Origin of the sequence: Mitsuaria sp. RG (assembly GCF_028369275.1) — a bacterium.
Classification (GTDB): Bacteria; Pseudomonadota; Gammaproteobacteria; order Pseudomonadales; family Pseudomonadaceae; genus Aquipseudomonas; species Aquipseudomonas peradeniyensis.
Genome location: NZ_JAQMYQ010000051.1, coordinates 1 through 23,960 on the forward strand (window position 1 = coordinate 1; position 23,960 = coordinate 23,960).

Annotated in this window: 30 protein-coding genes; 11 read left to right on the top strand and 19 right to left on the bottom strand. The window is 64.4% G+C overall.

All coding sequences use genetic code 11. The features are described 5' to 3' along the window. The 11 genes from POF53_RS22075 to POF53_RS22125 form a co-directional block, all read right to left on the bottom strand. Nucleotides 1-193: hypothetical protein (locus POF53_RS22075; protein WP_498969448.1), on the bottom strand; the 193-nt coding region annotated here is incomplete at its 3' end. 31 nt (nucleotides 194-224) lie between these two features. After that, nucleotides 225-1,274, bottom strand: coding sequence for a histidinol-phosphate transaminase (gene hisC, locus POF53_RS22080; protein WP_498969450.1), 1,050 nt, complete (start codon nucleotides 1,272-1,274; stop codon nucleotides 225-227). A 2-nt stretch (nucleotides 1,275-1,276) separates the two neighbouring features. Next, nucleotides 1,277-2,599 carry a histidinol dehydrogenase gene (hisD, locus tag POF53_RS22085; RefSeq protein ID WP_203650847.1) on the bottom strand — a complete coding sequence of 441 codons (1,323 nt, stop codon included), beginning with the start codon at nucleotides 2,597-2,599 and terminating at the stop codon, nucleotides 1,277-1,279. A 126-nt stretch (nucleotides 2,600-2,725) separates the two neighbouring features. Next, nucleotides 2,726-3,361: an ATP phosphoribosyltransferase gene (hisG, locus tag POF53_RS22090; RefSeq protein WP_011532429.1), complete on the bottom strand. Its 636-nt coding sequence runs from the start codon at nucleotides 3,359-3,361 to the stop codon at nucleotides 2,726-2,728. A gap of 93 nt (nucleotides 3,362-3,454) precedes the next feature. Next, the gene (murA, locus tag POF53_RS22095) at nucleotides 3,455-4,720 is read right to left on the bottom strand and encodes a UDP-N-acetylglucosamine 1-carboxyvinyltransferase (protein ID WP_050704103.1); all 1,266 of its coding nucleotides are present in this window, start codon (nucleotides 4,718-4,720) and stop codon (nucleotides 3,455-3,457) included. A gap of 23 nt (nucleotides 4,721-4,743) precedes the next feature. Further along, nucleotides 4,744-4,983, bottom strand: a complete 240-nt coding sequence (locus POF53_RS22100) for a BolA family protein (RefSeq protein ID WP_028689666.1) — start codon at nucleotides 4,981-4,983, stop codon at nucleotides 4,744-4,746. A gap of 118 nt (nucleotides 4,984-5,101) precedes the next feature. Then, nucleotides 5,102-5,404, bottom strand: a complete 303-nt coding sequence (locus tag POF53_RS22105; RefSeq protein WP_203650845.1) for an STAS domain-containing protein — start codon at nucleotides 5,402-5,404, stop codon at nucleotides 5,102-5,104. After that, nucleotides 5,401-6,054: an MlaC/ttg2D family ABC transporter substrate-binding protein gene (locus tag POF53_RS22110; RefSeq protein WP_203650843.1), complete on the bottom strand. Its 654-nt coding sequence runs from the start codon at nucleotides 6,052-6,054 to the stop codon at nucleotides 5,401-5,403. Before POF53_RS22110 ends, POF53_RS22105 begins: the two co-directional genes overlap by 4 nt. A gap of 9 nt (nucleotides 6,055-6,063) precedes the next feature. Continuing rightward, nucleotides 6,064-6,549, bottom strand: a complete 486-nt coding sequence (gene mlaD, locus POF53_RS22115; protein WP_028689663.1) for an outer membrane lipid asymmetry maintenance protein MlaD — start codon at nucleotides 6,547-6,549, stop codon at nucleotides 6,064-6,066. Continuing rightward, nucleotides 6,549-7,343, bottom strand: a complete 795-nt coding sequence (gene mlaE / locus POF53_RS22120) for a lipid asymmetry maintenance ABC transporter permease subunit MlaE (RefSeq protein WP_110735650.1) — start codon at nucleotides 7,341-7,343, stop codon at nucleotides 6,549-6,551. The genes mlaD and mlaE overlap by 1 nt, the downstream gene beginning before the upstream one ends. Further along, a complete protein-coding gene (locus POF53_RS22125) occupies nucleotides 7,343-8,152 on the bottom strand; it encodes an ATP-binding cassette domain-containing protein (protein ID WP_062572914.1) in 810 nt (269 codons plus the stop codon). The genes mlaE and POF53_RS22125 overlap by 1 nt, the downstream gene beginning before the upstream one ends. A gap of 244 nt (nucleotides 8,153-8,396) precedes the next feature. Between POF53_RS22125 and POF53_RS22130 the strand changes: the two genes are divergently transcribed. From POF53_RS22130 to POF53_RS22175, 10 genes are all read left to right on the top strand, one after another. Further along, nucleotides 8,397-9,371, top strand: coding sequence for a KpsF/GutQ family sugar-phosphate isomerase (locus POF53_RS22130; RefSeq protein ID WP_203650841.1), 975 nt, complete (start codon nucleotides 8,397-8,399; stop codon nucleotides 9,369-9,371). Then, nucleotides 9,372-9,896 (top strand): KdsC family phosphatase, encoded by a 525-nt coding sequence (locus POF53_RS22135; RefSeq protein ID WP_203650839.1) that lies wholly within the window; start codon nucleotides 9,372-9,374, stop codon nucleotides 9,894-9,896. It begins immediately after the preceding gene. Nucleotides 9,897-9,904: 8 nt separating this feature from the next. Beyond that, the gene (gene lptC, locus POF53_RS22140) at nucleotides 9,905-10,477 is read left to right on the top strand and encodes an LPS export ABC transporter periplasmic protein LptC (protein ID WP_203650837.1); all 573 of its coding nucleotides are present in this window, start codon (nucleotides 9,905-9,907) and stop codon (nucleotides 10,475-10,477) included. Then, nucleotides 10,464-10,988 carry a lipopolysaccharide transport periplasmic protein LptA gene (gene lptA / locus POF53_RS22145; RefSeq protein WP_203650835.1) on the top strand — a complete coding sequence of 175 codons (525 nt, stop codon included), beginning with the start codon at nucleotides 10,464-10,466 and terminating at the stop codon, nucleotides 10,986-10,988. Before lptC ends, lptA begins: the two co-directional genes overlap by 14 nt. Continuing rightward, nucleotides 10,989-11,714, top strand: coding sequence for an LPS export ABC transporter ATP-binding protein (lptB, locus tag POF53_RS22150; protein WP_011532417.1), 726 nt, complete (start codon nucleotides 10,989-10,991; stop codon nucleotides 11,712-11,714). A gap of 173 nt (nucleotides 11,715-11,887) precedes the next feature. Beyond that, nucleotides 11,888-13,387, top strand: a complete 1,500-nt coding sequence (locus POF53_RS22155) for an RNA polymerase factor sigma-54 (protein WP_498969456.1) — start codon at nucleotides 11,888-11,890, stop codon at nucleotides 13,385-13,387. Nucleotides 13,388-13,465: 78 nt separating this feature from the next. Next, on the top strand, nucleotides 13,466-13,774 hold the full coding sequence (hpf, locus tag POF53_RS22160) for a ribosome hibernation-promoting factor, HPF/YfiA family (protein ID WP_011532415.1): 309 nt from the start codon (nucleotides 13,466-13,468) through the stop codon (nucleotides 13,772-13,774). A gap of 12 nt (nucleotides 13,775-13,786) precedes the next feature. Next, the gene (gene ptsN, locus POF53_RS22165) at nucleotides 13,787-14,251 is read left to right on the top strand and encodes a PTS IIA-like nitrogen regulatory protein PtsN (protein WP_110735660.1); all 465 of its coding nucleotides are present in this window, start codon (nucleotides 13,787-13,789) and stop codon (nucleotides 14,249-14,251) included. Nucleotides 14,252-14,253: 2 nt separating this feature from the next. Then, nucleotides 14,254-15,108, top strand: a complete 855-nt coding sequence (rapZ, locus tag POF53_RS22170; protein WP_203650823.1) for an RNase adapter RapZ — start codon at nucleotides 14,254-14,256, stop codon at nucleotides 15,106-15,108. A gap of 20 nt (nucleotides 15,109-15,128) precedes the next feature. Further along, complete coding sequence (locus POF53_RS22175) at nucleotides 15,129-15,401, top strand: HPr family phosphocarrier protein (RefSeq protein ID WP_203650821.1); 273 nt, start codon at nucleotides 15,129-15,131, stop codon at nucleotides 15,399-15,401. Nucleotides 15,402-15,559: 158 nt separating this feature from the next. On the opposite strand, the gene POF53_RS22180 is transcribed toward POF53_RS22175, so the two are convergent. The 6 genes from POF53_RS22180 to pmbA all read right to left on the bottom strand — a co-directional run bounded on the left by POF53_RS22180 (nucleotide 15,560) and on the right by pmbA (nucleotide 20,901). Further along, on the bottom strand, nucleotides 15,560-16,438 hold the full coding sequence (locus POF53_RS22180) for a ZIP family metal transporter (protein WP_498969460.1): 879 nt from the start codon (nucleotides 16,436-16,438) through the stop codon (nucleotides 15,560-15,562). 20 nt (nucleotides 16,439-16,458) lie between these two features. Then, nucleotides 16,459-17,076, bottom strand: a complete 618-nt coding sequence (locus POF53_RS22185; protein ID WP_232855988.1) for a superoxide dismutase — start codon at nucleotides 17,074-17,076, stop codon at nucleotides 16,459-16,461. 1 nt (nucleotide 17,077) lies between these two features. Continuing rightward, on the bottom strand, nucleotides 17,078-17,539 hold the full coding sequence (locus tag POF53_RS22190) for a DUF2753 family protein (protein ID WP_203650815.1): 462 nt from the start codon (nucleotides 17,537-17,539) through the stop codon (nucleotides 17,078-17,080). Nucleotides 17,540-17,564: 25 nt separating this feature from the next. Further along, a complete protein-coding gene (locus POF53_RS22195) occupies nucleotides 17,565-18,941 on the bottom strand; it encodes a class II fumarate hydratase (protein WP_475859551.1) in 1,377 nt (458 codons plus the stop codon). After that, nucleotides 18,934-19,326, bottom strand: coding sequence for a hypothetical protein (locus tag POF53_RS22200; protein WP_498969463.1), 393 nt, complete (start codon nucleotides 19,324-19,326; stop codon nucleotides 18,934-18,936). The genes POF53_RS22195 and POF53_RS22200 overlap by 8 nt, the downstream gene beginning before the upstream one ends. Before the next feature lie 228 nt (nucleotides 19,327-19,554). Beyond that, complete coding sequence (pmbA, locus tag POF53_RS22205) at nucleotides 19,555-20,901, bottom strand: metalloprotease PmbA (protein ID WP_203650813.1); 1,347 nt, start codon at nucleotides 20,899-20,901, stop codon at nucleotides 19,555-19,557. Between the two features lie 109 nt (nucleotides 20,902-21,010). Between pmbA and yjgA the strand changes: the two genes are divergently transcribed. Beyond that, a complete protein-coding gene (yjgA, locus tag POF53_RS22210; protein ID WP_110735683.1) occupies nucleotides 21,011-21,532 on the top strand; it encodes a ribosome biogenesis factor YjgA in 522 nt (173 codons plus the stop codon). Nucleotides 21,533-21,654: 122 nt separating this feature from the next. Here the strand turns inward: yjgA and tldD are convergent, their stop codons facing one another. Together tldD and POF53_RS22220 are read right to left on the bottom strand one after the other, a co-directional pair. Next, complete coding sequence (gene tldD, locus POF53_RS22215; RefSeq protein ID WP_498969466.1) at nucleotides 21,655-23,094, bottom strand: metalloprotease TldD; 1,440 nt, start codon at nucleotides 23,092-23,094, stop codon at nucleotides 21,655-21,657. A gap of 2 nt (nucleotides 23,095-23,096) precedes the next feature. Next, nucleotides 23,097-23,948, bottom strand: coding sequence for a carbon-nitrogen hydrolase family protein (locus tag POF53_RS22220; RefSeq protein WP_203650800.1), 852 nt, complete (start codon nucleotides 23,946-23,948; stop codon nucleotides 23,097-23,099). Between the last annotated feature and the right edge of the window lie 12 nt (nucleotides 23,949-23,960).

The following is a 23,960-nucleotide window of genomic DNA, read 5'->3' on the forward strand; positions in this document are numbered from 1 at the left end:
CAGCGGCTTTGGTTACTTTGGCCGCGGACGGCGAGTCAAGACCAAAGTAACCCGCCGTAAGGGCGGAAAGGTGAATAAGCGTCGACATCACAAATGAATGCGCATACAACTTCCAAAACCACCCAACAACAACAACAACAACAACAACAACAACAACAACAACAAGGGGCAAATCAGAAGTCAGAACAACCACTTCCAATCCGCCCCCAGCCAAACCCCTGAAATCAATTCAAAGCATCAAGCAAAGCCTCGTTCATCTCCGGCGTCCCAATGGTAATCCTCAGGAACTGCGCAATCCGCTCCTGCTTGAAGTGCCGAACAATCACCCCCTGCTCACGCAACCGCGCCGCGATCCCCGCAGCATCCTCCCCGGGATGCCGGGCAAAGATGAAGTTCGCCGCCGAAGGCAACACCTCGAACCCACGCGCCACCAATTCGGCAACCAGCACCTCTCGGCTATCGATAACCTTGCGACAAGTCTCATCGAAATACGCACGGTCATCAAACGCCGCCGCCGCCCCGACAATCGCCATGCGATCCAATGGGTAGGAGTTGAAACTGTTCTTGATCCGCTCCAACGCCTCGATCAGATCAGGATGCCCCACCGCCAGGCCAACCCTGAGCCCCGCCAGCGAACGCGACTTGGACAAGGTCTGGGTCACCAGCAGGTTGTCATAGCGATCGACCAGGCTGATGGCCGTCTCGCCACCGAAATCGATGTAGGCCTCATCGACCACCACCACCGAATCCCGGTTGGCCTGCAGCAGCTGCTCGACCGCCTCAAGCGGCAACAGGCAACCGGTCGGCGCATTGGGGTTGGGGAAGATGACCCCGGCATTGGGCTTGCTGTAGTCCGAAACCCGGATCTGGAACTGCTCATCCAGCGCCACCTGCTCGAACGCGATACCGTACAGGCCGCAATACACCGGGTAGAAGCTGTAGCTCACATCCGGGAACAGCAGCGGCCCACGGTCATGCTGGAACAGGCCGTGGAAGATGTGCGCCAGCACCTCGTCCGAGCCGTTGCCGACGAACACCTGCGCCGGCGTCACGCCGTAATACTCGGCCACCGCCTGCTTGAGCCGGTCACCGTTCGGGTCCGGATACAACCGCAGGTTGTCGTTGAGCTCGCCACGCATGGCTTCCAGCGCCTTGGGCGACGGGCCATAGGGGTTCTCGTTGGTGTTCAGCTTGACCAGCCGCGCAAGCTTGGGCTGCTCGCCCGGCACGTAAGGCACCAGGTCCTTGACGAAGGGACTCCAGAATCGACTCATGCTCAGTTCCCCTTCTCGTTGAGGATGCGGTATTCGGCGCTGCGCGCGTGAGCGGTCAGCGATTCGCCCCGGGCCAGCACGGAAGCGGTGTGACCCAGCTCGGACGCGCCCTGCTCGGAGCAGAAGATGATCGACGAACGCTTCTGGAAGTCATACACGCCCAACGGCGAAGAGAAGCGCGCGGTGCCGGAAGTCGGCAGCACGTGGTTAGGGCCGGCGCAGTAGTCGCCCAGCGCCTCGCTGGTGTGGCGGCCCATGAAGATCGCGCCGGCGTGGCGAATCTGCGGCAACCAGGCCTGCGGGTCGGCCACCGACAGTTCCAGGTGCTCGGGAGCGATGCGGTTGGCCACCTCGATGGCCTGCTGCATGTCACGCACCTGGATCAGCGCGCCACGGCCGTTGATCGACTTCTCGATGATCTCGGCGCGCTCCATGGTCGGCAGCAGCTTGTCGATGCTGGCGGCCACACGGTCAAGGAACTCGGCATCCGGGCTGACCAGGATGGCCTGGGCGTCTTCGTCGTGCTCGGCCTGGGAGAACAGGTCCATGGCGATCCAGTCCGGATCGGTCTGGCCGTCGCACACCACCAGGATCTCAGAAGGGCCGGCAATCATGTCGATACCGACCTGGCCGAATACATGACGCTTGGCGGTGGCCACGTAGATGTTGCCCGGGCCGACGATCTTGTCCACCTGCGGCACGCTTTCGGTGCCATAGGCCAGGGCCGCGACTGCCTGGGCGCCACCGACGGTGAATACCCGGTCGACCCCGGCGATGCAGGCCGCGGCCAGCACCAGCTCGTTGACCTCGCCACGCGGGGTCGGCACGACCATTACCACTTCGGCCACGCCGGCCACTTTCGCCGGAATCGCATTCATCAGCACCGACGATGGGTACGATGCCTTGCCACCCGGCACGTACAGGCCGGCGCGGTCCAGCGGAGTGACCTTCTGGCCGAGCACGGTGCCGTCGGCCTCGGTGTACTGCCAGGAGTCCTGCTTCTGCCGCTCGTGGTAGATACGCACACGGCTGGCAGCTTTCTCCAGAGCTTCGCGCTGCACCGGAGTGATGCGGGTCAGGGCCAGCTCAAGGCGGGCACGGTCGAGGATCAGATCATTGATCGATGTGGCATCGACACCGTCGAAACGCTGGGTGAACTCCACCAACGCCGCATCACCGCGCTCGCGCACAGCCTTGATGATGTCGAGCACGCGCTGGTTGACCGCGTCATCGGACACGCTTTCCCAGCTCAGCAGATGATCCAGATGTCGGGCGAAATCCTGGTCAGCGGCGTTGAGACGGGCAATTGCAGTGGACACGGTCATGGCGAGGGCCTCGTTATTAGCGGATGTTCAGGCGCCCTAAAGCTACCACTCCATCCGCGCGGGCACCTGAGAAAATTGGCTATGACGCGGATAGACGGGCGCGACAGCGGAGGTCGCGCGCAGAGGTCAGCCGCGGTGTCGCGATTCGACGGCGTTGCGCAGGGTGTCGATCAGGCTCTGGATACGGGCGTGCTGCATTTTCATGGAGGCCTTGTTGACCACCAGGCGCGAGCTGATCGTGGCGATCAGTTCCTGGGGTTCGAGGCCGTTGGCGCGCAGGGTGTTGCCGGTGTCGACCACGTCGATGATCTTGTCGGCGAGGTTGATCAGCGGGGCCAGCTCCATGGAACCGTACAGCTTGATGATGTCGACCTGACGACCCTGTTCGGCGTAATAGCGCTTGGCTACGTTGACGAACTTGGTGGCCACGCGCAGGCGGCCCTTGGGCTCGGGCGCGCCGGTTACGCCGGCGGTCATCAGCTTGCATTGGGCGATCTGCAGGTCCAGGGGCTCGTACAGGCCCTGGCCGCCGTATTCCATCAGCACGTCCTTGCCGGCCACTCCGAGGTCGGCGGCGCCATGCTCGACATAGGTCGGCACGTCGGTGGCACGCACGATGAGCAGGCGGACATCATCCTGGGTGGTCGGGATGATCAGCTTGCGACTCTTGTCCGGATTCTCGGTCGGCACGATGCCGGCTTCGGCCAGCAGTGGCAGGGTATCGTCGAGAATGCGGCCTTTGGATAGCGCGATGGTCAACATTGGAACGTCGGTCCTTAAGCGTCTACTGCCGGCCGGGCCCGTGAGCCCGACCGCATACGATTCGGCTGGCGCGTCCCTGCGCCGTGATGACTGCTAGCCCGGTACGCGACGGATCTTCGCGCCCAGCATCTGCAGTTTTTCCTCGATGCACTCGTAGCCACGGTCAATGTGGTAGATGCGATCGATCAGGGTATCGCCTTCGGCGACCAGCGCCGACAGCACCAGGCTGGCGGAAGCGCGCAGGTCGGTGGCCATTACCGGAGCACCTTTGAGCGCCTTGACGCCAGTGACGATGGCGGTGTTGCCCTCGACCTGGATCTGTGCGCCCATGCGGTGCATCTCGTAGACGTGCATGAAGCGGTTTTCGAAGATGGTCTCGATCACTGCGCCCGTGCCTTCGGCGATGGCGTTGAGCGAGATGAACTGCGCCTGCATGTCGGTCGGGAACGCCGGGTACGGGGCGGTACGCAGGTTCACGGCCTTCGGACGCTTGCCGTGCATGTCCAGCTCGATCCAGTCTTCACCGGTGGTGATGTCGGCGCCGGCTTCCTTGAGCTTCTCGAGGACGGCTTCGAGGATGGTCGGATCGGTGTCCTTGACCTTGACGCGGCCACCGGTCACGGCAGCGGCGACCAGGTAGGTGCCGGTCTCGATACGGTCGGGCATGACGCGATAGGTGGTCGGCTGCAGACGCTCGACGCCATCGATGGTGATGGTGTCGGTGCCGGCGCCCTGGATCTTCGCACCCATGGCGATCAGGAAGTTGGCCAGGTCGACCACCTCCGGCTCGCGGGCGGCGTTCTGCAGCACGCTGCGGCCCTTGGCCAGGGCGGCGGCCATCATGATGTTCTCGGTACCGGTCACGCTGACGGTATCAAAGAAGAAGTGCGCGCCGCGCAGGCCGCCTTCGGGCGCCTTGGCCTTGATGTAGCCGCCCTCGACGTCGATTTTTGCACCCATGGCCTCCAGGCCGCGGATGTGCAGGTCGACTGGACGCGAACCGATGGCACAACCGCCCGGCAGGGCCACTTCGGCCTCACCGAAACGGGCGACCATTGGGCCGAGCACCAGGATCGAGGCGCGCATGGTCTTGACCAGCTCGTAGGGGGCGACCAGGGTCTTGATGGTGCGCGGATCGATTTCCACCGAGAGCTTCTCGTCGATCACAGGCTCGATGCCCATGCGACCGAACAGCTCGATCATGGTGGTGATGTCGTGCAGGTGCGGCAGGTTGCCGACCGTGACCGGACCATCGCACAGCAGGGTGGCCGAGAGAATCGGCAGCGCCGAGTTCTTCGCGCCGGAAATGCGGATCTCGCCGTCGAGGCGCGCGCCGCCAGTAATAATCAGTTTGTCCATACGTATCTCGCCGCCAAGTTGGCTCAGGTGCGCTCAGCCCAGGCTGCGCTGCTGAAGAATTTCATGGTTACCGCGTGAATGCTGCCGTTGGCGATCCACGGATTGAGGTGAGCATAGATCGCCTGCTGACGCTTGACCGGGCTCTGGCCGGCCAGCTCGTCGCTGATCACGTTCAACTGGAAGTTGCAGCCTTCGCCTTCAACTTCGACCCGGGTTCCCGGCAATTTCTCTTCCAGAAAGCTTTTGACTTCTACGGCCTGCATGCTCAACCTCGATCGGCGCCCAACGCGCGCGGGTCGGCCATCATACAAAAAAGCCCCTCGCCTGCGAAGCCCATGACAAGGCGCGCTGACCGAGGGGCCTTTCCCGAACGGCAGGGCATCAGCCTGCCAACACTTCATCGAGGTCATAGACCCCGGCAATTTCCCGCATATCCTCGGGGATACCGCGCAGTTCCCAGGTCTTGCCGGCCGCCTGGGCATCGCGCATGAAGCCCAGCAACAACGACAGGCCGACACTGCTCGACTTCACCACCGCGGTGCAGTCGAGCACCAGGCGCTGCTCGCGGCACGCCGCGACCAACGCCTTGCCCTGCTTGCGCAGGGCCGGACCGCTGCGGTAGTCCAGCACGCCGGCCAGGGCGAGGACGCCCGGCTCGGCCATGCTCACGGCGGCGTCGCTCATTTGACTTCCTTATCCGGCGAAGTATCGGCGGTCGCCTTGGCCTTGGCCACTTCGCCAGCCCAGCCGTCGATGGTCTTGTCCAGGTTGTTGCCGTTGCGCTGCATGGCGTCCTGGAACTGGTCGCGGAACAGCTTGCCGATGTTGATGCCATTGACGATGACGTTACGCACCTTCCACTCGCCATCGAGCTTCTGCATGGTGTACTGCACCGGATAGACCGCGCCGTTGGTGCCGGTGATCTTCATGCCGACGCTGGTGCGGTCGCCGTCCTCGGCCTTGGCCGGGTCTACGGTGATGCCCTGGTTGTTGTACTCCAGCAGGGCGTTGCCGTAGAACTGCATCAGGCTGCGCTTGAAGTTCTCCTGGAAGCGCTGCATCTGCTCGGGCGTCGCCTTGCGCGAGTACTTGACGGTCATGATGCTCCTGGAGATGCCATCGGCATCGACCACCGGGCCGAGGTTGCTGTTGAGCGCGTTGTAGAACGCCTCGGGGTTGGCCTTGTACTGCTCCTTGTTGGCCTTCAGGTCGCTGAGCAGCTGCGTGGTGGTGCCCTGGATCACATCACGGGCGGATTGCCCCGGCGCCGCCAGGGCCAGCAGGGGGAAGGCCGCCAGCAGAACCAGCAGGCCACGTCGCAGGATCGAAATCATGGAAACTCCTTAATTAGCCGGTTGTGCTTCTTTCGGTTCCTTGCCCACCGAGTTGAGCAGGAACTTGCCGATCAGGTCTTCCAGCACCAGCGCCGACTGGGTGTCGTGAATGGTGCTGCCGTCCTTGAGTACCGCGTCCTCGCCACCCACGCTGATGCCGATGTACTTCTCGCCCAGCAGGCCTGCGGTCAGGATCGAGGCAGTGGAGTCGGTCGGCAGGTTGTCGACATGCTTGTCCAGCTGCAGCGTGACCCGACCGGTGTAGGAATCGCGGTCCAGATCGATGGCCGTGACCTTGCCGATGGTCACACCGGCCATGGTCACTTTAGCTCTGACCGTCAAACCGGCGATATTGTCGAAGTACGCATAAACTTTGTACGTGTCGCTGCTCGGGCTGGCCGACAGCCCGCTGACACGCAGGGCCAGCAGCAGCAGCGCCAGGATCCCGGCCAGGAGGAACAGGCCGACACCGATTTCCAGGGTGCGGTTTTGCATCAGAAATCTCCAAACATCAAGGCGGTCAGAATAAAGTCCAGACCCAGGACTGCCAACGAGGCATAGACCACGGTCTTGGTGGTGGCACGGCTGATCCCTTCTGAAGTGGGCTCACAGTCGTACCCCTGGAATACGGCGATCCAGGTGACGACGAAGGCGAACACCAGGCTCTTGATCAGCCCGTTGATCACGTCGTCGCTGAACGAAACGCTGTTCTGCATGTTGGCCCAGAACGAACCCTCATAGACGCCCAGCCAGTCCACGGCGACCCACGAGCCGCCCCAGATGCCGACCACGCTGAAAATCAGCGCCAGCAGCGGCAGCGAGATGAAGCCGGCCCACAGGCGCGGGGCGACGATGTACTTGAGCGGATCGACGCCGATCATCTCCAGGCTCGACAGTTGCTCGGTGGACTTCATGTTGCCGATCTCGGCGGTCAGCGCGGAGCCCGCGCGGCCGGCGAACAGCAAACCGGTGACCACCGGCCCCAGCTCGCGCAGCAGGGTCAGGGCGACCATCTGCCCCACGGCCTGCTCCGAGCCGTACCTGGCGAGGATGCTGTAGCCCTGCAGGGCCAGCACCATGCCGATGAACACGCCGGACACGACGATGATCGCCAGCGACAGCACGCCCACCGAATACAGTTGCTTGACCAGCAGCTGGAAGCCACCGATGCCGCTGCGCCCGCCCAGCGAATGGCCGAGGAACAGGCACGAGCGTCCCAGCACGGCCAGCACATCGATGGCCGAACGGCCGAACAGACGGATACGTTCGAGTAAGGATTTTCTGCGCATCAACGCGCCCCCAGCAGATCGGCGCGGTAGTCAGGCGCAGGGAAGTGGAAGGGTACCGGGCCGTCCGGGTCGCCTTTCATGAACTGGCGGATGCGCGGATTGTCCGAGCCCATCAGTTCGTCCGGCGTGCCCTGCCCCAGCACCTGGCCGTCGCCGACCACATAGATGTAGTCGGCGATGCTCGCGGTTTCCGCGAGATCGTGGGACACCACGATGCTGGTGATGCCCAGGGCATCGTTGAGCAGGCGGATCAGGCGCACCAGCACGCCCATGGCGATCGGGTCCTGGCCGACGAACGGTTCATCGTACATGAGGATCTGCGGGTCGAGGGCGATCGCCCGGGCCAGCGCCACGCGACGCTTCATGCCGCCGGACAGCTCGTCGGGCATCAGGTCGATGGCGCCGCGCAGGCCCACGGCCTGCAGCTTCATCAGCACGATGTCACGGATCATCTCGTCCGACAGCTGCGTATGCACCCGCAGCGGGAAGGCCACGTTCTCGAACACATCCAGGTCGGTGAACAGCGCGCCGCTCTGGAACAGCACGCCCATCTGCTTGCGCGCGTCGAACAGGTCGCTGCGCGACAACGCGGGCAGGTTCTGCCCGTTGACCCAGACCTCGCCACCGGACGGGCGCAACTGCGCGCCCATCAAGCGCAGCAAGGTGGTCTTGCCGCACCCCGAAGGCCCCATGATGCCGGTGACCTTGCCGCGGGGAATGCGTATGTCCACGTTGCTGAAAATGCTGCGCGAACCGCGCTTGAAGGTGACGCCCTTCAACTCGACCGCGTAGGCGCTATCCACACTCATCTAGACTCCTTGCTAGTGCAGCCTCGTCATGTGGACGCCTGCCTTCATCTTGAAGGCACACAGGTCCCCGGCGGGCCGAATAGCGGCGAACTATAGCACCGCTGATAGGCCCGCCCCAAGGGCGTCCCCGCACTCGTTCAGGGCACAGACAGGCTGGCGCGGCATCCATATGACATTCGAAGGATGAGCCTTTCACACATTGCGGCTATAATCGCCGCCTTTTCATCAGGCATTGCGTTTCGACATGACCCAATCCAGCGAGCTGATCCAATCCGCCCAGCGCACCCTGCGCCTCGAACTCGAGGCCGTGGAAGCCCTGCTGGCCCGCATCGACGGTGACTTCGTCAAGGCCTGCGAACTGATCCTGGCCAGCAAGGGACGGGTCGTGGTGGTGGGCATGGGCAAGTCGGGGCACATCGGCAACAAGATCGCCGCCACCCTGGCCAGCACCGGCACTCCGGCGTTCTTCGTGCACCCGGCCGAAGCCAGCCATGGCGACATGGGCATGATCACCCGGGACGATGTCATTCTTGCCCTGTCCAACTCCGGCAGCACCGCCGAGATCGTCACCCTGCTGCCACTGATCAAGCGCCTGGGCATCCAGCTGATCAGCCTGACCGGCAACCCCGACTCGCCCCTGGCCCAGGCCGCCGAGGTCAACCTCGACGCCAGCGTCGCCCAGGAAGCCTGTCCGCTCAACCTGGCGCCGACCTCCTCCACCACTGCGGCGCTGGCGCTGGGCGACGCCCTGGCCATCGCCCTGCTGGAGGCCCGCGGCTTCACCGCCGAGGATTTCGCCTTCTCCCACCCCGGTGGCGCACTGGGCCGCCGCCTGTTGCTGAAGGTCGAGAACGTCATGCATGCCGGCGAAGAACTCCCGGTGGTCAAGAGCGGCACCCTGCTCAAGGACGCGCTGCTTGAAATGTCTCGCAAAGGTCTGGGCATGACCGTGGTCCTGGGTGACGACGGCAAGCTTGCCGGCGTATTCACCGACGGCGACCTGCGCCGCAGCCTGGACCGCAACATCGACGTGCACAAGACCCTCATCGACGAGGTCATGACCGTGCACGGCAAGACCGCCCGCGCCGAGATGCTCGCCGCCGAGGCACTGAAGATCATGGAAGACCACAAGATCAGCGCGCTGGTGGTGGTCGATCAGGAAGACCGCCCGACCGGCGCCCTGAACATGCACGACCTGCTGCGCGCCGGAGTGATGTAAATGAACCAGGACCTGATGCAACGCGCCAAGGCCATCAAGCTGGCGGTGTTCGACGTCGACGGCGTGCTCACCGACGGCCGCCTGTATTTCCTCGAGGACGGCAGCGAGTTCAAGACCTTCAACACCCTCGACGGCCACGGCATCAAGATGCTCATGGCCGCGGGCGTGACCACCGCGATCATCAGCGGGCGCAAGACCCCGGTGGTCGAGCGCCGGGCGAAGAACCTCGGCATCCCGCACCTGTTCCAGGGCCGCGAGGACAAACTGGTGGTGCTCGACGGCCTGCTCGCCGAACTCAATCTAAGCTATGAACAGGTCGCCTACCTCGGCGACGACCTGCCCGACCTGCCGGTGATCCGCCGCGTGGGCCTGGGCATGGCGGTGCACAACGCCGCGGCATTCGTTCGCCAGCACGCCCACGGCGTCACCCTGGCTCGCGGCGGCGAAGGCGCCGCCCGCGAGTTCTGCGAACTGATCATGCAGGCCCAGGGCACCCTGGACGCTGCCAACGCCCATTACCTGTAAGGCTGCCCATGCTCAGCAAGAAGATCAGAAATGTCGCGCTGCTAGGCGGGATCGCCGCCGTGCTGGTTGCGGTAGGCTATTGGAACATCAGCCCGGAGACCTTCCTCGACCAGCCGCAGGCCCAGGTCGACCAGAGTGCCATCGACTACTACGCGATCAACGCCCACAGCCTGCAGTTCTTGCCCGACGGCAAGCTGCAGTACGAGATGACCGCCGCCAAGGTCGAGCACCTCAAGGCCAGCGAGGTCACCCTGGTAACCACGCCCGACCTGCACATGTACCGCGGCACCGAGTACCCCTGGCACGTGCAGAGCAAGCGCGCCGAGGTCAACCCGGACGGCACCGAGGTCGAACTGATCGACGATGTGCGCGTGGCGCGCACCGACGACAAGCAACGTGAAACCATCATCACCAGCACACGCATGACCGTGTTCCCGCAGAAGCAATATGCGCAGACCGAGCAAGCCGTTAGAATCGACGGCGCCGGTGGCACGACTACGGGCAAAGGAATGAAAGCGTATTTGAAAGAAGGCAGGATGGACCTGCTCTCTAACGTAAGAGGACAGTATGAGGCTCGTTAAAACCATCCCCCTTCTGCTCAGCCTGGGCGTAGCACTGGGAAGCGCGAGCGCCTTCGCCCTGCCGAATGACCGTGACCAGCCGATCCGCATCCAGGCGGACAACGCCCACCTGGACGACAAGCAGGGCGTTGCCACCTACACCGGCGACGTGATCATCACCCAAGGTTCGATGATGATCAAAGGCAACACCGTGACCATGACCCGCTCCGCCTCCGGCGACATCGACGTGGTCACCTCGGTGGGCAACCTGGCCTACTTCGAGCAGCAGCAGAGCGCCGCCAAGCCCGACAAGATGAAAGGCTGGGCCGTGACCATCCAGTACCAGGCGCAGAAAGACACGGTGATCCTTACCGACCGCGCCAAGGTCGAGAACGAAGGCAACACCACCGAAGGCGAGAAGATCGTCTACAACACCAAGACCCAGGTGGCTACCGCCGGTCGCGGTGGCAACGTGACTGCACCACGTCAGCGCATCGACATGGTCATTCAACCGAAGAAAAAGGCCGAGTAAATGGCAACCCTCAAAGCCCAGCACCTGGCCAAGAGCTACAAGGGCAGGCAGGTCGTTCGCGACGTCAGCCTGTCCATCGACAGCGGCCAGATCGTCGGCCTGCTCGGCCCCAACGGCGCCGGCAAGACCACCTGTTTCTACATGATCGTCGGCCTGGTCCAGGCCGACCAGGGCCGCGTGCTGATCGACAGCCTCGACGTCAGCCACCAGCCCATGCACGGCCGCGCCCAGGCCGGTATCGGCTACCTGCCGCAGGAAGCCTCGATCTTCCGCAAGCTGTCGGTGGCCGACAACATCATGGCCATCCTCGAGACCCGCAAGGACCTCGACCGCGACGGCCGGCGCAAGGAGCTGGAAAGCCTGCTGCAGGAATTCCACATCAGCCACATCCGCGACAACCTCGGCATGAGCCTCTCCGGCGGTGAACGCCGCCGCGTCGAGATCGCCCGCGCCCTGGCCACCGCGCCCAAGTTCATCCTGCTGGACGAACCCTTTGCCGGTGTCGACCCGATCTCCGTGGGCGACATCAAGCAGATCATCCACCACCTCAAGAACAAGGGCATCGGCGTACTGATCACCGACCACAACGTTCGCGAGACCCTGGACATCTGCGAGACCGCCTACATCGTCAACGATGGCCAGCTGATCGCCGAAGGCGACGCCGAGACCATCCTGGCCAACCAGCTGGTCAAGGAAGTGTACCTGGGGCACGAGTTCCGACTCTGACCCCGGCCTGCCCGGAGCACTGGCGCAAGCGCCTGTTCGAGGCTTAAGTTGTTACAGTGCTCTAGGCAAACGCTGCAATTTCAGGCATACAACTTGCTTAAAATCGGCGCCCAGGCGCCCTCCGTGTAGTGGATGGCGCATGCGCGCCGGCAACAAGGTATCAAGCCCCAGCCATGAAACCATCGCTCGTCCTAAAAATGGGCCAGCAACTGACGATGACCCCGCAGTTGCAACAGGCCATCCGTCTGCTTCAGCTCTCCACCCTGGACCTCCAGCAGGAAATCCAGGAAGCGCTGGAGTCCAATCCGATGCTCGAACGTCAGGAAGACGGCGAGGACTTCGACAACAGCGATCCGATGGCGGACAACGCCGAGAACAAGCCGACCGCCGAAGTCCAGGACAACAGTTTCCAGGAAACCAGTACCAGCAGCACCGCGGAAAACCTCGAAGACGGCGAATGGGCCGAGCGCATCCCCAACGAACTGCCGGTCGACACCGCCTGGGAAGACATCTACCAGACCAGCGCCAGCAGCCTGCCGAGCAACGATGACGACGAGTGGGACTTCACCACCCGCACCTCGGTCGGCGAGAGTCTGCAGAGCCACCTGCTGTGGCAGCTCAACCTGGCGCCGATGTCCGACACCGACCGCCTGATCGCCGTCACCCTGATCGACAGCATCAACAGCCAGGGCTACCTGGAAGACACCCTCGAGGAGATCTGCGCAGGCTTCGATCCGGAACTCGACATCGAGCTGGACGAGGTCGAGGCGGTGCTGCACCGCATCCAGCAGTTCGAACCTGTCGGCATTGGCGCCCGTTCCCTGGGCGAATGCCTGCTGCTGCAACTGCGCCAGCTGCCGGCCTCGACACCGTGGATGAGCGAGGCCCAGCGCCTGGTCACCGACTTCATCGACCTGCTCGGCAGCCGCGACTACAGCCAGCTGATGCGCCGCATGAAGCTCAAGGAAGACGAACTGCGCCAGATCATCGAACTGGTGCAGACCCTCAACCCGCGGCCCGGCTCGCAGATCGAGTCCAGCGAGCCCGAGTACGTCGTGCCTGACGTCATCGTGCGCAAGGACAGCGAGCGCTGGCTGGTCGAGCTCAACCAGGAAGCGGTACCGCGCCTGCGGGTCAACCCGCAGTACGCCGGCTTCGTCCGCCGCGCCGACACCAGCGCCGACAACACCTTCATGCGCAACCAGTTGCAGGAAGCGCGCTGGTTCATCAAGAGCCTGCAGAGCCGCAACGAGACGCTGATGAAGGTGGCGACGCAGATCGTCGAGCACCAGCGCGGCTTCCTCGACCACGGCGACGAGGCCATGAAGCCACTGGTGCTGCACGATATCGCCGAGGCGGTGGGCATGCACGAGTCGACCATTTCCCGGGTGACCACGCAAAAATACATGCACACCCCGCGCGGCATCTACGAACTGAAATACTTTTTCTCCAGCCACGTGAGCACCGCCGAAGGCGGCGAATGCTCGTCCACGGCGATCCGCGCGATCATCAAGAAACTGGTGGCGGCGGAAAATCAGAAAAAGCCATTGAGTGACAGCAAGATCGCTGGTTTACTGGAGGCACAAGGCATCCAGGTAGCCCGTCGCACCGTCGCCAAGTACCGCGAATCGTTGGGCATCGCCCCGTCGAGCGAGCGCAAGCGACTGATGTAGCCCCGGGATGTGCCACAGCGTTTCAGTGGCAGGTGCAATACCTGCCTCTTTATGCACGGGCAACAAAGGAGAAGCTGTATGCAAGTCAACATCAGTGGACAGCATGTAGAAGTCACCCAACCACTGCGCGATTACGTGCTTGAGAAGCTCGCCCGCGTGGAGGGTCATTTCGACAAGATCACCAATGCGACGGTGATCATGAAGGTCGAGAAGCTGCAGCAGAAGGTGGAAGCCACACTCCAGATTCCCGGTGGCGAAGTCGTCGCCAACGCCGAACATCAAGACATGTATGCGGCGATCGACGCCCTGGCAGACAAACTTGATCGCCAACTGAAAAAACACAAGGAAAAACAGCAAAGCCTGCTGCAAGGCGCAGCCGCCCGCTGATCCCCCTCATCCATGATCCGACTTGAAACCATCCTGACCCCCGGCCGTTCCCTCGTGAACGTGCCGGGCGGCAGCAAGAAGCGCGCCCTGGAAAAGGTCGCCAACCTGATCGCCGAGCAAGTACCCGAGCTGGAGATGCAAGACGTCTTCGACAAGCTCATCGCTCGGGAAAAACTGGGCTCCACCGGTTTTGGCAATGGCATTGCCATTCCCCACTGCCGGCTTGTGGGCTGCACCGCGCCAGTGAGCGCCCTGCTGCACCTGGACGCCCCTATCGATTACGATGCCATCGATGGCGCACCGGTCGACCTGCTGTTCGTCCTGCTGGTCCCGGAAGCTGCCACCGATGCTCACCTTGAACTGCTGCGCCAGATCGCCAGCATGCTCGATCGCAAGGAGGTCCGCGATCGCCTGCGTGCCGCCGACAGCAGCGATGCCCTTTACCAGGTCGTCCTGGACGTACAGAACGAGCACTGAACATGCGCCTGATCATCGTCAGCGGCCGCTCCGGCTCCGGTAAGAGCACCGCCCTCGACGTGCTGGAAGACAACGGCTACTACTGCATCGACAACCTGCCCGCCGGGTTGTTGCCGCAGTTGGCGGAAAACGCGCTGATCAACACCGAGTTGCTGCAACCGAAGGTCGCGGTATCCATCGATGCGCGCAACCTCCCCAGCCACCTGTCGCGCTTCCCCGAACTGCTGGATGAGGCACGTTCGCGGCATATCCAGTGCGACGTGCTGTACCTGGACGCCGACGAAGACACCCTGCTCAAGCGCTTCTCGGAAACCCGCCGCCGCCATCCGCTGACCAACGACAGCCGCTCGCTGGCCGAGGCGATCCGCGTGGAAAGCGAGCTGCTCGGGCCGATCGCCGACCTCGCCGACCTGAAAATCGACACCACCAATCTGAACCTCTACCAGCTGCGCGATTCGATCAAGCTGCGCCTGCTCAACCAGCCCGAGCCAGGCACCGCGTTCCTGGTCGAGTCGTTCGGCTTCAAGCGCGGCATGCCGGTGGACGCCGATGTGGTGTTCGATGTGCGTTGCCTGCCCAATCCATACTGGAAGCCGGAACTTCGCGAGCATTCCGGCCTCGAACAGCCGGTGATCGATTACCTGGCCGCCCAGCCGGACGTCGAGGAAATGTTCCAGGACATCTCCGGCTACCTGCTCAAGTGGCTGCCACGCTTCGCCGCCAGCAACCGCGCCTATGTCACCATCGCCATCGGCTGTACCGGCGGCCACCACCGCTCGGTGTACATCACCGAACGGCTTGGCCAACTGCTCCAGCAATCCCTGAAAAACGTCCAGGTCCGCCACCGCGACCTCTAGCCCACAGGATCCGCCCCACGATGCCCGCCCGCGAAATCACCATCATCAACAAGCTGGGCCTGCATGCGCGGGCGGCCGCCAAGTTCGTCGGCGTGGCCGGTCGCTTCCCCTGCCAAGTACGGGTCGGCCGCGCGCCGGACAAGCTGGTGGACGGCAAGAGCATCATGGCGGTGATGATGCTCGCCGCGGGCAAGGGCACGCCGGTGCACCTGCACACCGAGGGCGAGCAGGACGGTGAGGCCATGGATGCACTGGTCGCGTTGATCAACAATTTCTTCGACGAAGGCGAGTAAGCGCCGCTAGCGACTGCGCACGCTTCCTGTAGGAGCGGCCTTGTGCCGCTAAAGGGCTGCGTAGCAGCCCCGGCAATGCAGCAATGTTGCTGAAAACCAGGGGCTGCCATGCAGCCCTTTCGCGGCACAAGGCCGCTCCTACAGGGACCGTGCCGGGCTCAGGACATCGCCGTGTCCATCACCATCATCAGGCAGAACCCGACACACAGCCCCAGGCTCGCCAGGCGGTGATGCCCGTTGCTGCGCGATTCGGGAATGATCTCCTGGGTCACCACCAGCAGCATTGCCCCCGCCGCGCAGGCCAGGCCCAGCGGCAACAGCAGTTCGGCGATGTTCACCAGCCAGGCGCAGATCACCGCGGCCAGTGGCTCGACCAGCCCAGACGCCGCGCCGATCAGGAACGCCTTGAACCGCGACATGCCCGCCCCAGCCAGCACCAGGGCGATCACCAGTCCCTCCGGCACATCCTGCAGCGCGATGCCCATGGCCAGGCTGTCGGCATCGGGCATGCCACCGCCGGCGGACACGCCGATGGCCATGCCTTCGGGAATGTTGTGGGCAATGATGGCGATGACAAACAACCAGATCCGTGCAGCGATCACCGGTTGCTGATCGCTGCCGACCAAGGCCTCTGGCGAAGCGCCGGAGACCTTGAGATCGACCAGGAACAGGCACAACGCGCCGAACAGCAGGCCGCTGCTGATCACCCCACCGGCGCCCCATGGGCTGAAGCCGATGGATTGTGCCGCATCCAGCCCGGGAATGATCAGCGAGAACGCGGTGGCCGCCAGCATCACCCCGGCGCCGAAGCCGAGCAAGGTGTCGGCCACGGCCACCGGCATGTTGCGGATCACCAATACCGGTACCGCGCCCAACGCCGTCCCCAGCGCGCACAATGCGCCGCCCTCAAGGGCACGCAACATGCGCGGTTCCAGGTCCAGCCAGGCGATGCCCCGCGCCACCAGCAACGCGGTGCCGACCAGCAACAGCAAGGTCCCAAGCGCCAGGCGGAACAGGCGCACACTGCTGACAGACATCACCTCGGAGCGCATACCGGTCAGACTCGTTTCAGGGCTTCAAGGTAGCGACGTTCCACTTCGGCCCAGTCGACCACGTTGTAGAAGGCGCCAATGTATTCCGGACGACGGTTCTGGTACTTCAGGTAGTAGGCGTGCTCCCACACGTCCAGGCCGAGGATCGGCGTGTTGCCGTGCATCAGCGGGCTGTCCTGGTTGCCGCTGCTCTCCACTACCAGCGTTTTCTGCGGGGTCACGCTCAGCCAGGCCCAGCCGCTGCCGAAACGGGTCAGTGCGGCCTTGGTGAAAGCCTCCTTGAACGCCTCGAAGCCGCCGAGCTGCGCATCGATGGCCTTGGCCAGCTCACCCTGTGGCTGGCCGCCCCCCTTGGGTGACATCACGGTCCAGAACAGGGTGTGGTTGGCATGCCCGCCACCGTGATTGGTCACTGGCCCGCGCAGGCTCTCGGGCAGCGACTGCACTGCACCGACCAGCTTCTCGACCGGCCACTCGGCCCACTCGGTGCCCTCGATGGCTGTGTTCAGGCCATTGACGTAGGTCTGGTGATGCTTGCTGTGGTGGATCTCCATGGTCTGGGTGTCGATGTGCGGTTCCAGCGCATCGTAGGCATAGGGCAACGCAGGCAAGGTATGCGGCATGTCAGTGGATTCCGTAGGCAGGTGTGCGATCAGTGATATCCGTATGCGCGACCAGCTCGCTGGCCACCGGGGCCTGTCGGCTGAGCAGGCGCTCGGTACGCGGGTATTGGCCGTATTCGGCGATGAAACTCAGCAACTCGGTGTAGGTGCGCCCGCTGTGGCGCAACGCGGCGTCGCGCAGGGCCTGGGGCAGGCGCTGATCCTGGCTGGCCTGGAGCAGCCGCTGGTGTGCCGCGCACAGGTAGTCGGCGCTTTCGTGCGGCTGGTTCAGGCGCAAGTGCAGATCGGCCAGGTTGTGATGGGCGATGACCAGTGCGGCCACCGCCTCGTCGACGTCATGCCAGCGCTCAAACAGCACCTGGGCCAGGGCCAGGGCTTGCAGGTAGTGTTCCCGGGCATCGACCAACTCGCCCTGCTCGAACAGGCGGTTGGCGTCTTGCGTGGTGCGTTTCCAGTGCTGCATGACGTGTCTCCTGGGCGGCCCGGGCTCAGATGCCGCCGGCGGTGAGTTTTTCCGGATCCAGCAGCGCCTCGAGCTGATCACGCGACAGGTCGGAGTGCTCCAGCGCCACGTCGATGATCGGGCGGCCCTCTTTGTAGGCGGTCTTGGCGATCTCGGCGGCCTTGAGGTAGCCGATGATCGGGTTCAACGCGGTAACCAGGATCGGGTTGCGCGACAGCGCTTCCTTGAGCTTGGTTTCGTTGACCTTGAAGCTGGCGATGGCCTTGTCGGCCAGCAGGCGGCTGACGTTGGCCATCAGCTCGATGCTTTCCAGCAGGTTGCGGGCAATCACCGGCAGCATCACGTTGAGCTCGAAGTTGCCCGACTGCCCGGCCACGGCGATGGTGGCATCGTTGCCGATCACCTGGGCGGCGACCATGGCGGTGGCTTCCGGGATCACCGGATTGACTTTGCCCGGCATGATCGATGAGCCCGGCTGCAGGCCCTGCAGCTCGATTTCACCGAGGCCGGCGAGCGGGCCCGAGTTCATCCAGCGCAGGTCGTTGGCGATCTTCATCAGCGCCACGGCGGCGGTCTTGAGCTGCCCGGACAAGGCCACGGCGGTGTCCTGGGAGCCGATCAGGGCGAACAGGTTCTCGCCAGGAGTGAATTCGACCTGGGTCAGGCCGCTCAACTGGCGGGCAAAGCCTGCGGCGAACTGCGGATGGGCGTTGATGCCGGTGCCCACGGCGGTGCCGCCCTGGGCCAGCGCCTGCAGGCTCGGCAGCGTGGCTTCGATATGCGCCTGGGCGCCCTTGACCTGCGCGGCCCAGCCGCCGAGCACCTGGCTCATGCGCACCGGCATGGCGTCCATCAGGTGGGTTCGGCCGGTCTTCACATGCTTGTGTACTTCGAGCGCCTTGGCCTCGATCACCTGGGTGAGGTGGCGCAGGGCCGGCAGCAGCTGCTCGTGCAGGGCCAGGGCGGCGCTGACATGGATGGTGGTGGGGATGATGTCGTTGCTGCTCTGGCCACAGTTGACGTGGTCGTTGGCATTGACCGGCTCGCCCAGCACGCGACTGGCCAGGGTGGCGATGACCTCGTTGGCGTTCATGTTCGAGCTGGTGCCGGAACCGGTCTGGAACACATCCACCGGGAAATGCTGGATAAAGTCGCCGGCCAGCAGTTGCTCGACCGCCTTGACGATGGCCTCGCCCTGCCCCGCGCTCAGCTGGGACAGCTCGACGTTGGCCTTGGCCGCCGCCGCCTTGGCCAGCAACAGGGCGCGGATGAACTGGGCCGGCATCGGCTTGCCGCTGACCGGGAAGTTGTCGACCGCGCGCTGGGTCTGGGCACCGTACAGGGCCTGGGCCGGCACCTGCAGTTCGCCCATGCTGTCACGCTCGATACGGGTATCACTCATCTTCAAGTCCTTGCATCAGTTCTTCGGGAGAAATCGACGGCAGCAGCACGCTGTTGGCGAGCTGCATCGCGTAGGGCTGCCAGCGCAGGTTTTGTTCGCGGCGATCAAGGTTGCGCAGGTCGAGCAAGGGCCGCCAGGCCTGGTCCAGGCACAGGCAGCGCCAATGCCACGGCAGCATGCGATCGTTGGCGGTATCCAGCAGCAGGCGGAAGGCGGTCAGCGCCACGGTCCAGGGCGAGGTTTCGGTGCAGCACACCAGGTAGCGCCCTTCGGCCAGGTAATGCTCGATCAGACGCGGCTCGTCGGGTTCGAGCGCGCAGCGGATGCGCCGGCTGAGCCAGCGCCAGTTTTCCAGGTAGGGCAGTTCGTGGAGGACGGGTTTCATGAACATCATCGCCGGGTTGCTGGATAATGATATTCATTATTATGTGAGAAATAGAATCAGTTCAAGCTAGACGATGGGCAAAAGAAACCCGGCGCGATGGCCGGGTCCTTTGCAAGGCATGAGCAGGGCAGCGTGGGAGCGAGCTTGCCTCGCGATTGCAGGTAAGAATATCGCGGGGCAAGCCCGCTCCCACGCTCCCCTACTCCCCTGCTGATGACAGAGCGCCGATCAGCTGCCAGCCAGCGTCATCCGCTCGATCAGCACCGAGCCACTGTGGATATTGCTGCGGGTCTCGATATCGCTGCCGATCGCCACGATCTGCTGGAACATGTCCTTCATGTTGCCGGCGATGGTCACTTCCTGGACCGGGAACTGGATCTCGCCGTTTTCGACCCAGAAGCCCGCAGCGCCACGGGAATAGTCACCGGTCACCATGTTCAGGCCATGCCCCATCAGCTCGGTTACCAGCAGGCCGCGGCCCATGCGGCGAATCAGTGCCGCCTGGTCCTCCACGCCATGGCTGACGTACAGGTTGTGCACGCCCCCGGCGTTGGCGGTGCTCGGCAGGCTCAGCTTGCGCCCGGAATAGGTGCCGAGGATGTAGGACACCAGCTCGCCCTTGTCGACGAACGGCTTGGCGTAGGTGGCCAGGCCGTCGCCGTCGAATGCCGCGCTGCCCAGCGCGCGCGGGATGTGCGGCCGCTCGTCGAGGGTCAGCCAGGTGGGGAACAGGCGCTGGCCGAGGGTGCCTTCGAGGAACGACGACTTGCGGTACAGGTTGCCGCCGGAAATCGCCGACAGGAAGCTGCCGAACAGGCCGCCGGCAAGCTCCGCCGAGAACAGTACCGGCACCTCGCAGGTCGGCACCGGACGCGCGCCGAGGCGGCTGGCGGCGCGTTGCGCGGCGCGCTGGCCGATGCTGCGCGGGTCGGCCAGCAGGTTGCCCTGGCGATTGACGTCGTACCAGTAGTCACGCTGCATCTGCCCGTCGGCCTCGGCGATCATCACGCAGCTCAGGCTGTGCCGGGTGGACGCGTAGCCGCCGATGAAGCCGTGGCTGTTGCCATAGACCCGCACGCCCTGGTGGGTATTGAGGGTGGTGCCATCGGCGTTGAGGATGCGCTTGTCGGCGTCGAACGCCGCCGCCTCGCAGGCCAGCGCCATCTCGATGGCCTTCTCCGGCTCGATGTCCCAGTCGTGGTACAGGTCAAGGTCAGGGATCTCGCGGGCCATCAGGGCGGCATCGGCCAGCCCCGAACACGCGTCCTCGGAGGTGTGCTTGGCGATTGCCAGGGCTGCCGCGACGGTCTCGCGGATCGCCTCAGGACCACTGGCCGAGGTGCTGGCCGAACCCTTGCGCTGGCCAACGTAGAGGGTGATGCCGAAGCCCTGGTCGCGGTTGAACTCGACCGTCTCGACTTCGCGCTGACGCACCGTGGTGGACAGGCCCTGCTCCAGCGACACCGCCACTTCGCAGGCGCTGGCGCCCTGACGGCGCGCCTCGGCGACGATCGCCTCGACCTGTTCCTGCAACGCCGGCAGGTCCTTGGGGCCTACGCTCTGGACTGCACTCATGGTTCTCTCCACTGAAAATTCTGCGTACGGCTTGGGTCATTCTACGACCGGGCCGGACAAGCGGCCCCCGACTGGTTATCATGGCGGCGATTTCCTGCGGACTGCCCCCATGGTTGATTCTTACGACGACGCCTTCGATGGCGAAAAAAGCAAAACCCAGATCAAGCGCGAGCTGCATGCGCTGGTCGAGCTCGGTGAGCGCCTCACCACCCTCAAGGCCGACACCCTGGCCCGCCTGCCGTTGACCGACGAGCTGCGCAAGGCGCTGGCCGAGGCCTGCAAGCACGTTGCACACGGTGCCCGCAAACGCCACATGTCGTTCGTCGGCAAGCTGATGCGCGACCAGGACCTGGACGCCATTCATGCCGTGCTCGATCAGATCGACAGCTCCAGCCGCCAGTACAACGAGCGCTTCCACGGCCTCGAGCGCTGGCGCGACCGCCTGATCGACGGTAACGACGAGGACCTCGAACGCTTCGTCAACGAGTTTCCCGACACCGATCGCCAGCACCTGCGCTCGCTGATCCGTCATGCCCAGCACGAGAAGGCGCGGAACAAGCCGCCTGCGGCTGCGCGTAAAGTGTTCAAGTACATCCGCGACCTCGACGAGGTCCAGCGCGGTCTGCGTTAAACCCGACATCCTGGGGCTGCTACGCAGCCCATCGCGGCACAAGGCCGCTCCTACAGGGAACGCGCACACCTGTAGGAGCGGCCTTGCGCCGCGAAAGGACCGCAAAGCGGTCCCTGCCGGCATCAAGCCCCTGTACCGCCCACGGTAATCGCATCCAGCTTCAGGGTCGGCTGGCCAACGCCTACCGGCACCGACTGCCCATCCTTCCCGCACGTGCCCACGCCGCTGTCCAGCGCCAGGTCATTGCCGACCATCGATACCCGGCTCATCGCTTCCGGACCATTGCCGATCAAGGTCGCACCCTTCACCGGCGCGGTGATCCTGCCGTCCTCGATCAGGTAGGCCTCGCTGGTGGAGAACACGAACTTGCCGCTGGTGATGTCCACCTGGCCACCACCGAGGTTGGCGCAGTAGATGCCCTTCTTCACCGAGCGGATGATTTCCTCGGGGTCGCTGTCGCCGGCACGCATGTAGGTGTTGGTCATGCGCGGCATCGGCAGGTGAGCGTAGGATTCACGCCGGCCGTTGCCGGTGACCGCCATGCCCATCAGGCGGGCGTTGAGCTTGTCCTGCATGTAGCCCTTGAGGATGCCGTTCTCGATCAGCGTGGTGCACTCGGTCGGCGTGCCTTCGTCGTCGATGCTGAGCGAGCCGCGGCGGCCCTCCAGGGTCCCGTCGTCGACGATGGTGCACAGGCTCGAGGCCACTTTCTCGCCGATACGCCCGCTGAACGCCGAACTGCCCTTGCGGTTGAAGTCGCCCTCCAGGCCGTGACCGACCGCCTCGTGCAGCAGCACGCCGGACCAGCCCGGGCCAAGCACCACCGGCAGCGTGCCGGCAGGTGCCGGAATAGCCTCGAGGTTGACCAAGGCCTGGCGCAGCGCCTCGCGGGCATAGCCCATCACCCGCTCCTCGGTGAAGAAGCGGTAGTCGGTACGCCCACCACCGCCCTGCCCGCCGCGCTCGCGACGGCCATTGTGCTCGACGATCACGCTGACATTGAAACGCACCAGCGGACGCACATCGGCGGCCAGGCTGCCATCGGCGGCGGCGACCAGGATCCGCTCCCAGACCCCGGCCATGCTTACGCTGACCTGCTGGATGCGCGGATCGAGGGCGCGGGTGGCGGCATCGACGCGCTTGAGCAGGTCGACCTTCTCGGCGCGGCTCAGCACATCCAGGGGGTTATCAGACGCGTACAGGGCGGTCACATCCTGGCTGCGGAACGCCTGCACCTGGCCGTCCTGCCCGGCGCGGGAAATCGAGCGGGCGGCGCGGGCCGCCGAGGTCAGGGCTTCGAGGTTGATCGCATTGCTGTAGGCGAAGCCGGTCTTCTCGCCGGACTGGGCGCGCACGCCCACGCCCTGGTCGAGGTTGAAGCTGCCCTCTTTGACGATGCCGTCCTCCAGCGCCCAGGTTTCCGAGATCTGACCCTGGAAATACAGGTCGGCGGCATCGATGCCGGGGCCGGCCAGCTCGCCCAGCACCGTCTGCAGACTGTCGAGGGTCAGACCGCCCGGGGCCAGGAGCTGCTCGCTGACGGTGGATAAAATCTCGCTCATAGTCACTCCGAGGTGTGCGCAGGCCGCAAGGCGTCCTGCGAGAAAAAGCGCCGGTGCGTGACCACCGGCATGCGCGCCCGGATGGACGCCTGTTCTTCACTGTCGCGCGTGGCGAGCAATACCGCTTCGCCCCGCGCCTGTTGCGCGACGATCCGCCCCCAGGGATCGACGATCGCCGCCTGGCCGTGGGTTTCCCGCGGCCCTGGATGCACGCCGCCCTGGGCGGCCGCCAATACATAGCACTGGGTCTCGATGGCCCGTGCGCGAATCAGTACTTCCCAATGCGCCGCTCCAGTCACCGCGGTGAACGCCGCCGGCGCGCTGATCAGCTCGGCCCCGGCGGCGCGCAAGGCGCTGTACAGCTCGGGGAAGCGCAGGTCGTAGCACACCGACAGGCCCAGGCGGCCAACGGGTGTGTCAGCCACCACCACCTGGCTGCCGTGGGCGTAGTCGTCCGACTCGCGGTAGCGGCCACGGTTGTCGGCCACGTCCACATCGAACAGGTGCAGCTTGTCGTAGCGGGCGGCGATCTCGCCGTGCTCATCGACCAGCAACGAGCAGGCGTGGGCCTTGGCATGCGGCTGGCCGACCGGCGGCAGCGGCAAGGTACCCGCGACTATCCATAACCTGAGGTCGCGGGCAGTGCGTTTCAACCAGGGCAGGATTGGCCCCTCGCCCAGCGCCTCGGCCCGACCGATGGCCGCGGCATCGCGTCGGCCCATGGCGGCGAAGTTCTCCGGCAGCACCGCCAGGCGCGCGCCACCGGCGGCGGCCTGTTCGAGCAGTGCCGTGGCACGTTGCAGGTTGGCCAGCACATCGTCCTGGCTGACCATCTGGATCACAGCTGACGTCATGACCACCCCGGG

Excerpts from the sequence above, each read along its gene's own strand:
- hisC (WP_498969450.1), bottom strand. The coding sequence starts at position 1,274 with ATGAGTCGATTCTGGAGTCCCTTCGTCAAGGACCTGGTGCCTTACGTG.
- hisD (WP_203650847.1), bottom strand. The coding sequence starts at position 2,599 with ATGACCGTGTCCACTGCAATTGCCCGTCTCAACGCCGCTGACCAGGAT.
- hisG (WP_011532429.1), bottom strand. The coding sequence starts at position 3,361 with ATGTTGACCATCGCGCTATCCAAAGGCCGCATTCTCGACGATACCCTG.
- murA (WP_050704103.1), bottom strand. The coding sequence starts at position 4,720 with ATGGACAAACTGATTATTACTGGCGGCGCGCGCCTCGACGGCGAGATC.
- POF53_RS22100 (WP_028689666.1), bottom strand. The coding sequence starts at position 4,983 with ATGCAGGCCGTAGAAGTCAAAAGCTTTCTGGAAGAGAAATTGCCGGGA.
- POF53_RS22105 (WP_203650845.1), bottom strand. The coding sequence starts at position 5,404 with ATGAGCGACGCCGCCGTGAGCATGGCCGAGCCGGGCGTCCTCGCCCTG.
- POF53_RS22110 (WP_203650843.1), bottom strand. The coding sequence starts at position 6,054 with ATGATTTCGATCCTGCGACGTGGCCTGCTGGTTCTGCTGGCGGCCTTC.
- mlaD (WP_028689663.1), bottom strand. The coding sequence starts at position 6,549 with ATGCAAAACCGCACCCTGGAAATCGGTGTCGGCCTGTTCCTCCTGGCC.
- mlaE (WP_110735650.1), bottom strand. The coding sequence starts at position 7,343 with ATGCGCAGAAAATCCTTACTCGAACGTATCCGTCTGTTCGGCCGTTCG.
- POF53_RS22125 (WP_062572914.1), bottom strand. The coding sequence starts at position 8,152 with ATGAGTGTGGATAGCGCCTACGCGGTCGAGTTGAAGGGCGTCACCTTC.
- POF53_RS22130 (WP_203650841.1), top strand. The coding sequence starts at position 8,397 with ATGACCCAATCCAGCGAGCTGATCCAATCCGCCCAGCGCACCCTGCGC.
- POF53_RS22135 (WP_203650839.1), top strand. The coding sequence starts at position 9,372 with ATGAACCAGGACCTGATGCAACGCGCCAAGGCCATCAAGCTGGCGGTG.
- lptC (WP_203650837.1), top strand. The coding sequence starts at position 9,905 with ATGCTCAGCAAGAAGATCAGAAATGTCGCGCTGCTAGGCGGGATCGCC.
- lptA (WP_203650835.1), top strand. The coding sequence starts at position 10,464 with ATGAGGCTCGTTAAAACCATCCCCCTTCTGCTCAGCCTGGGCGTAGCA.
- lptB (WP_011532417.1), top strand. The coding sequence starts at position 10,989 with ATGGCAACCCTCAAAGCCCAGCACCTGGCCAAGAGCTACAAGGGCAGG.
- POF53_RS22155 (WP_498969456.1), top strand. The coding sequence starts at position 11,888 with ATGAAACCATCGCTCGTCCTAAAAATGGGCCAGCAACTGACGATGACC.
- hpf (WP_011532415.1), top strand. The coding sequence starts at position 13,466 with ATGCAAGTCAACATCAGTGGACAGCATGTAGAAGTCACCCAACCACTG.
- ptsN (WP_110735660.1), top strand. The coding sequence starts at position 13,787 with ATGATCCGACTTGAAACCATCCTGACCCCCGGCCGTTCCCTCGTGAAC.
- rapZ (WP_203650823.1), top strand. The coding sequence starts at position 14,254 with ATGCGCCTGATCATCGTCAGCGGCCGCTCCGGCTCCGGTAAGAGCACC.
- POF53_RS22175 (WP_203650821.1), top strand. The coding sequence starts at position 15,129 with ATGCCCGCCCGCGAAATCACCATCATCAACAAGCTGGGCCTGCATGCG.
- POF53_RS22180 (WP_498969460.1), bottom strand. The coding sequence starts at position 16,438 with ATGTCTGTCAGCAGTGTGCGCCTGTTCCGCCTGGCGCTTGGGACCTTG.
- POF53_RS22185 (WP_232855988.1), bottom strand. The coding sequence starts at position 17,076 with ATGCCGCATACCTTGCCTGCGTTGCCCTATGCCTACGATGCGCTGGAA.
- POF53_RS22190 (WP_203650815.1), bottom strand. The coding sequence starts at position 17,539 with ATGCAGCACTGGAAACGCACCACGCAAGACGCCAACCGCCTGTTCGAG.
- POF53_RS22195 (WP_475859551.1), bottom strand. The coding sequence starts at position 18,941 with ATGAGTGATACCCGTATCGAGCGTGACAGCATGGGCGAACTGCAGGTG.
- POF53_RS22200 (WP_498969463.1), bottom strand. The coding sequence starts at position 19,326 with ATGAAACCCGTCCTCCACGAACTGCCCTACCTGGAAAACTGGCGCTGG.
- pmbA (WP_203650813.1), bottom strand. The coding sequence starts at position 20,901 with ATGAGTGCAGTCCAGAGCGTAGGCCCCAAGGACCTGCCGGCGTTGCAG.
- yjgA (WP_110735683.1), top strand. The coding sequence starts at position 21,011 with ATGGTTGATTCTTACGACGACGCCTTCGATGGCGAAAAAAGCAAAACC.
- tldD (WP_498969466.1), bottom strand. The coding sequence starts at position 23,094 with ATGAGCGAGATTTTATCCACCGTCAGCGAGCAGCTCCTGGCCCCGGGC.
- POF53_RS22220 (WP_203650800.1), bottom strand. The coding sequence starts at position 23,948 with ATGACGTCAGCTGTGATCCAGATGGTCAGCCAGGACGATGTGCTGGCC.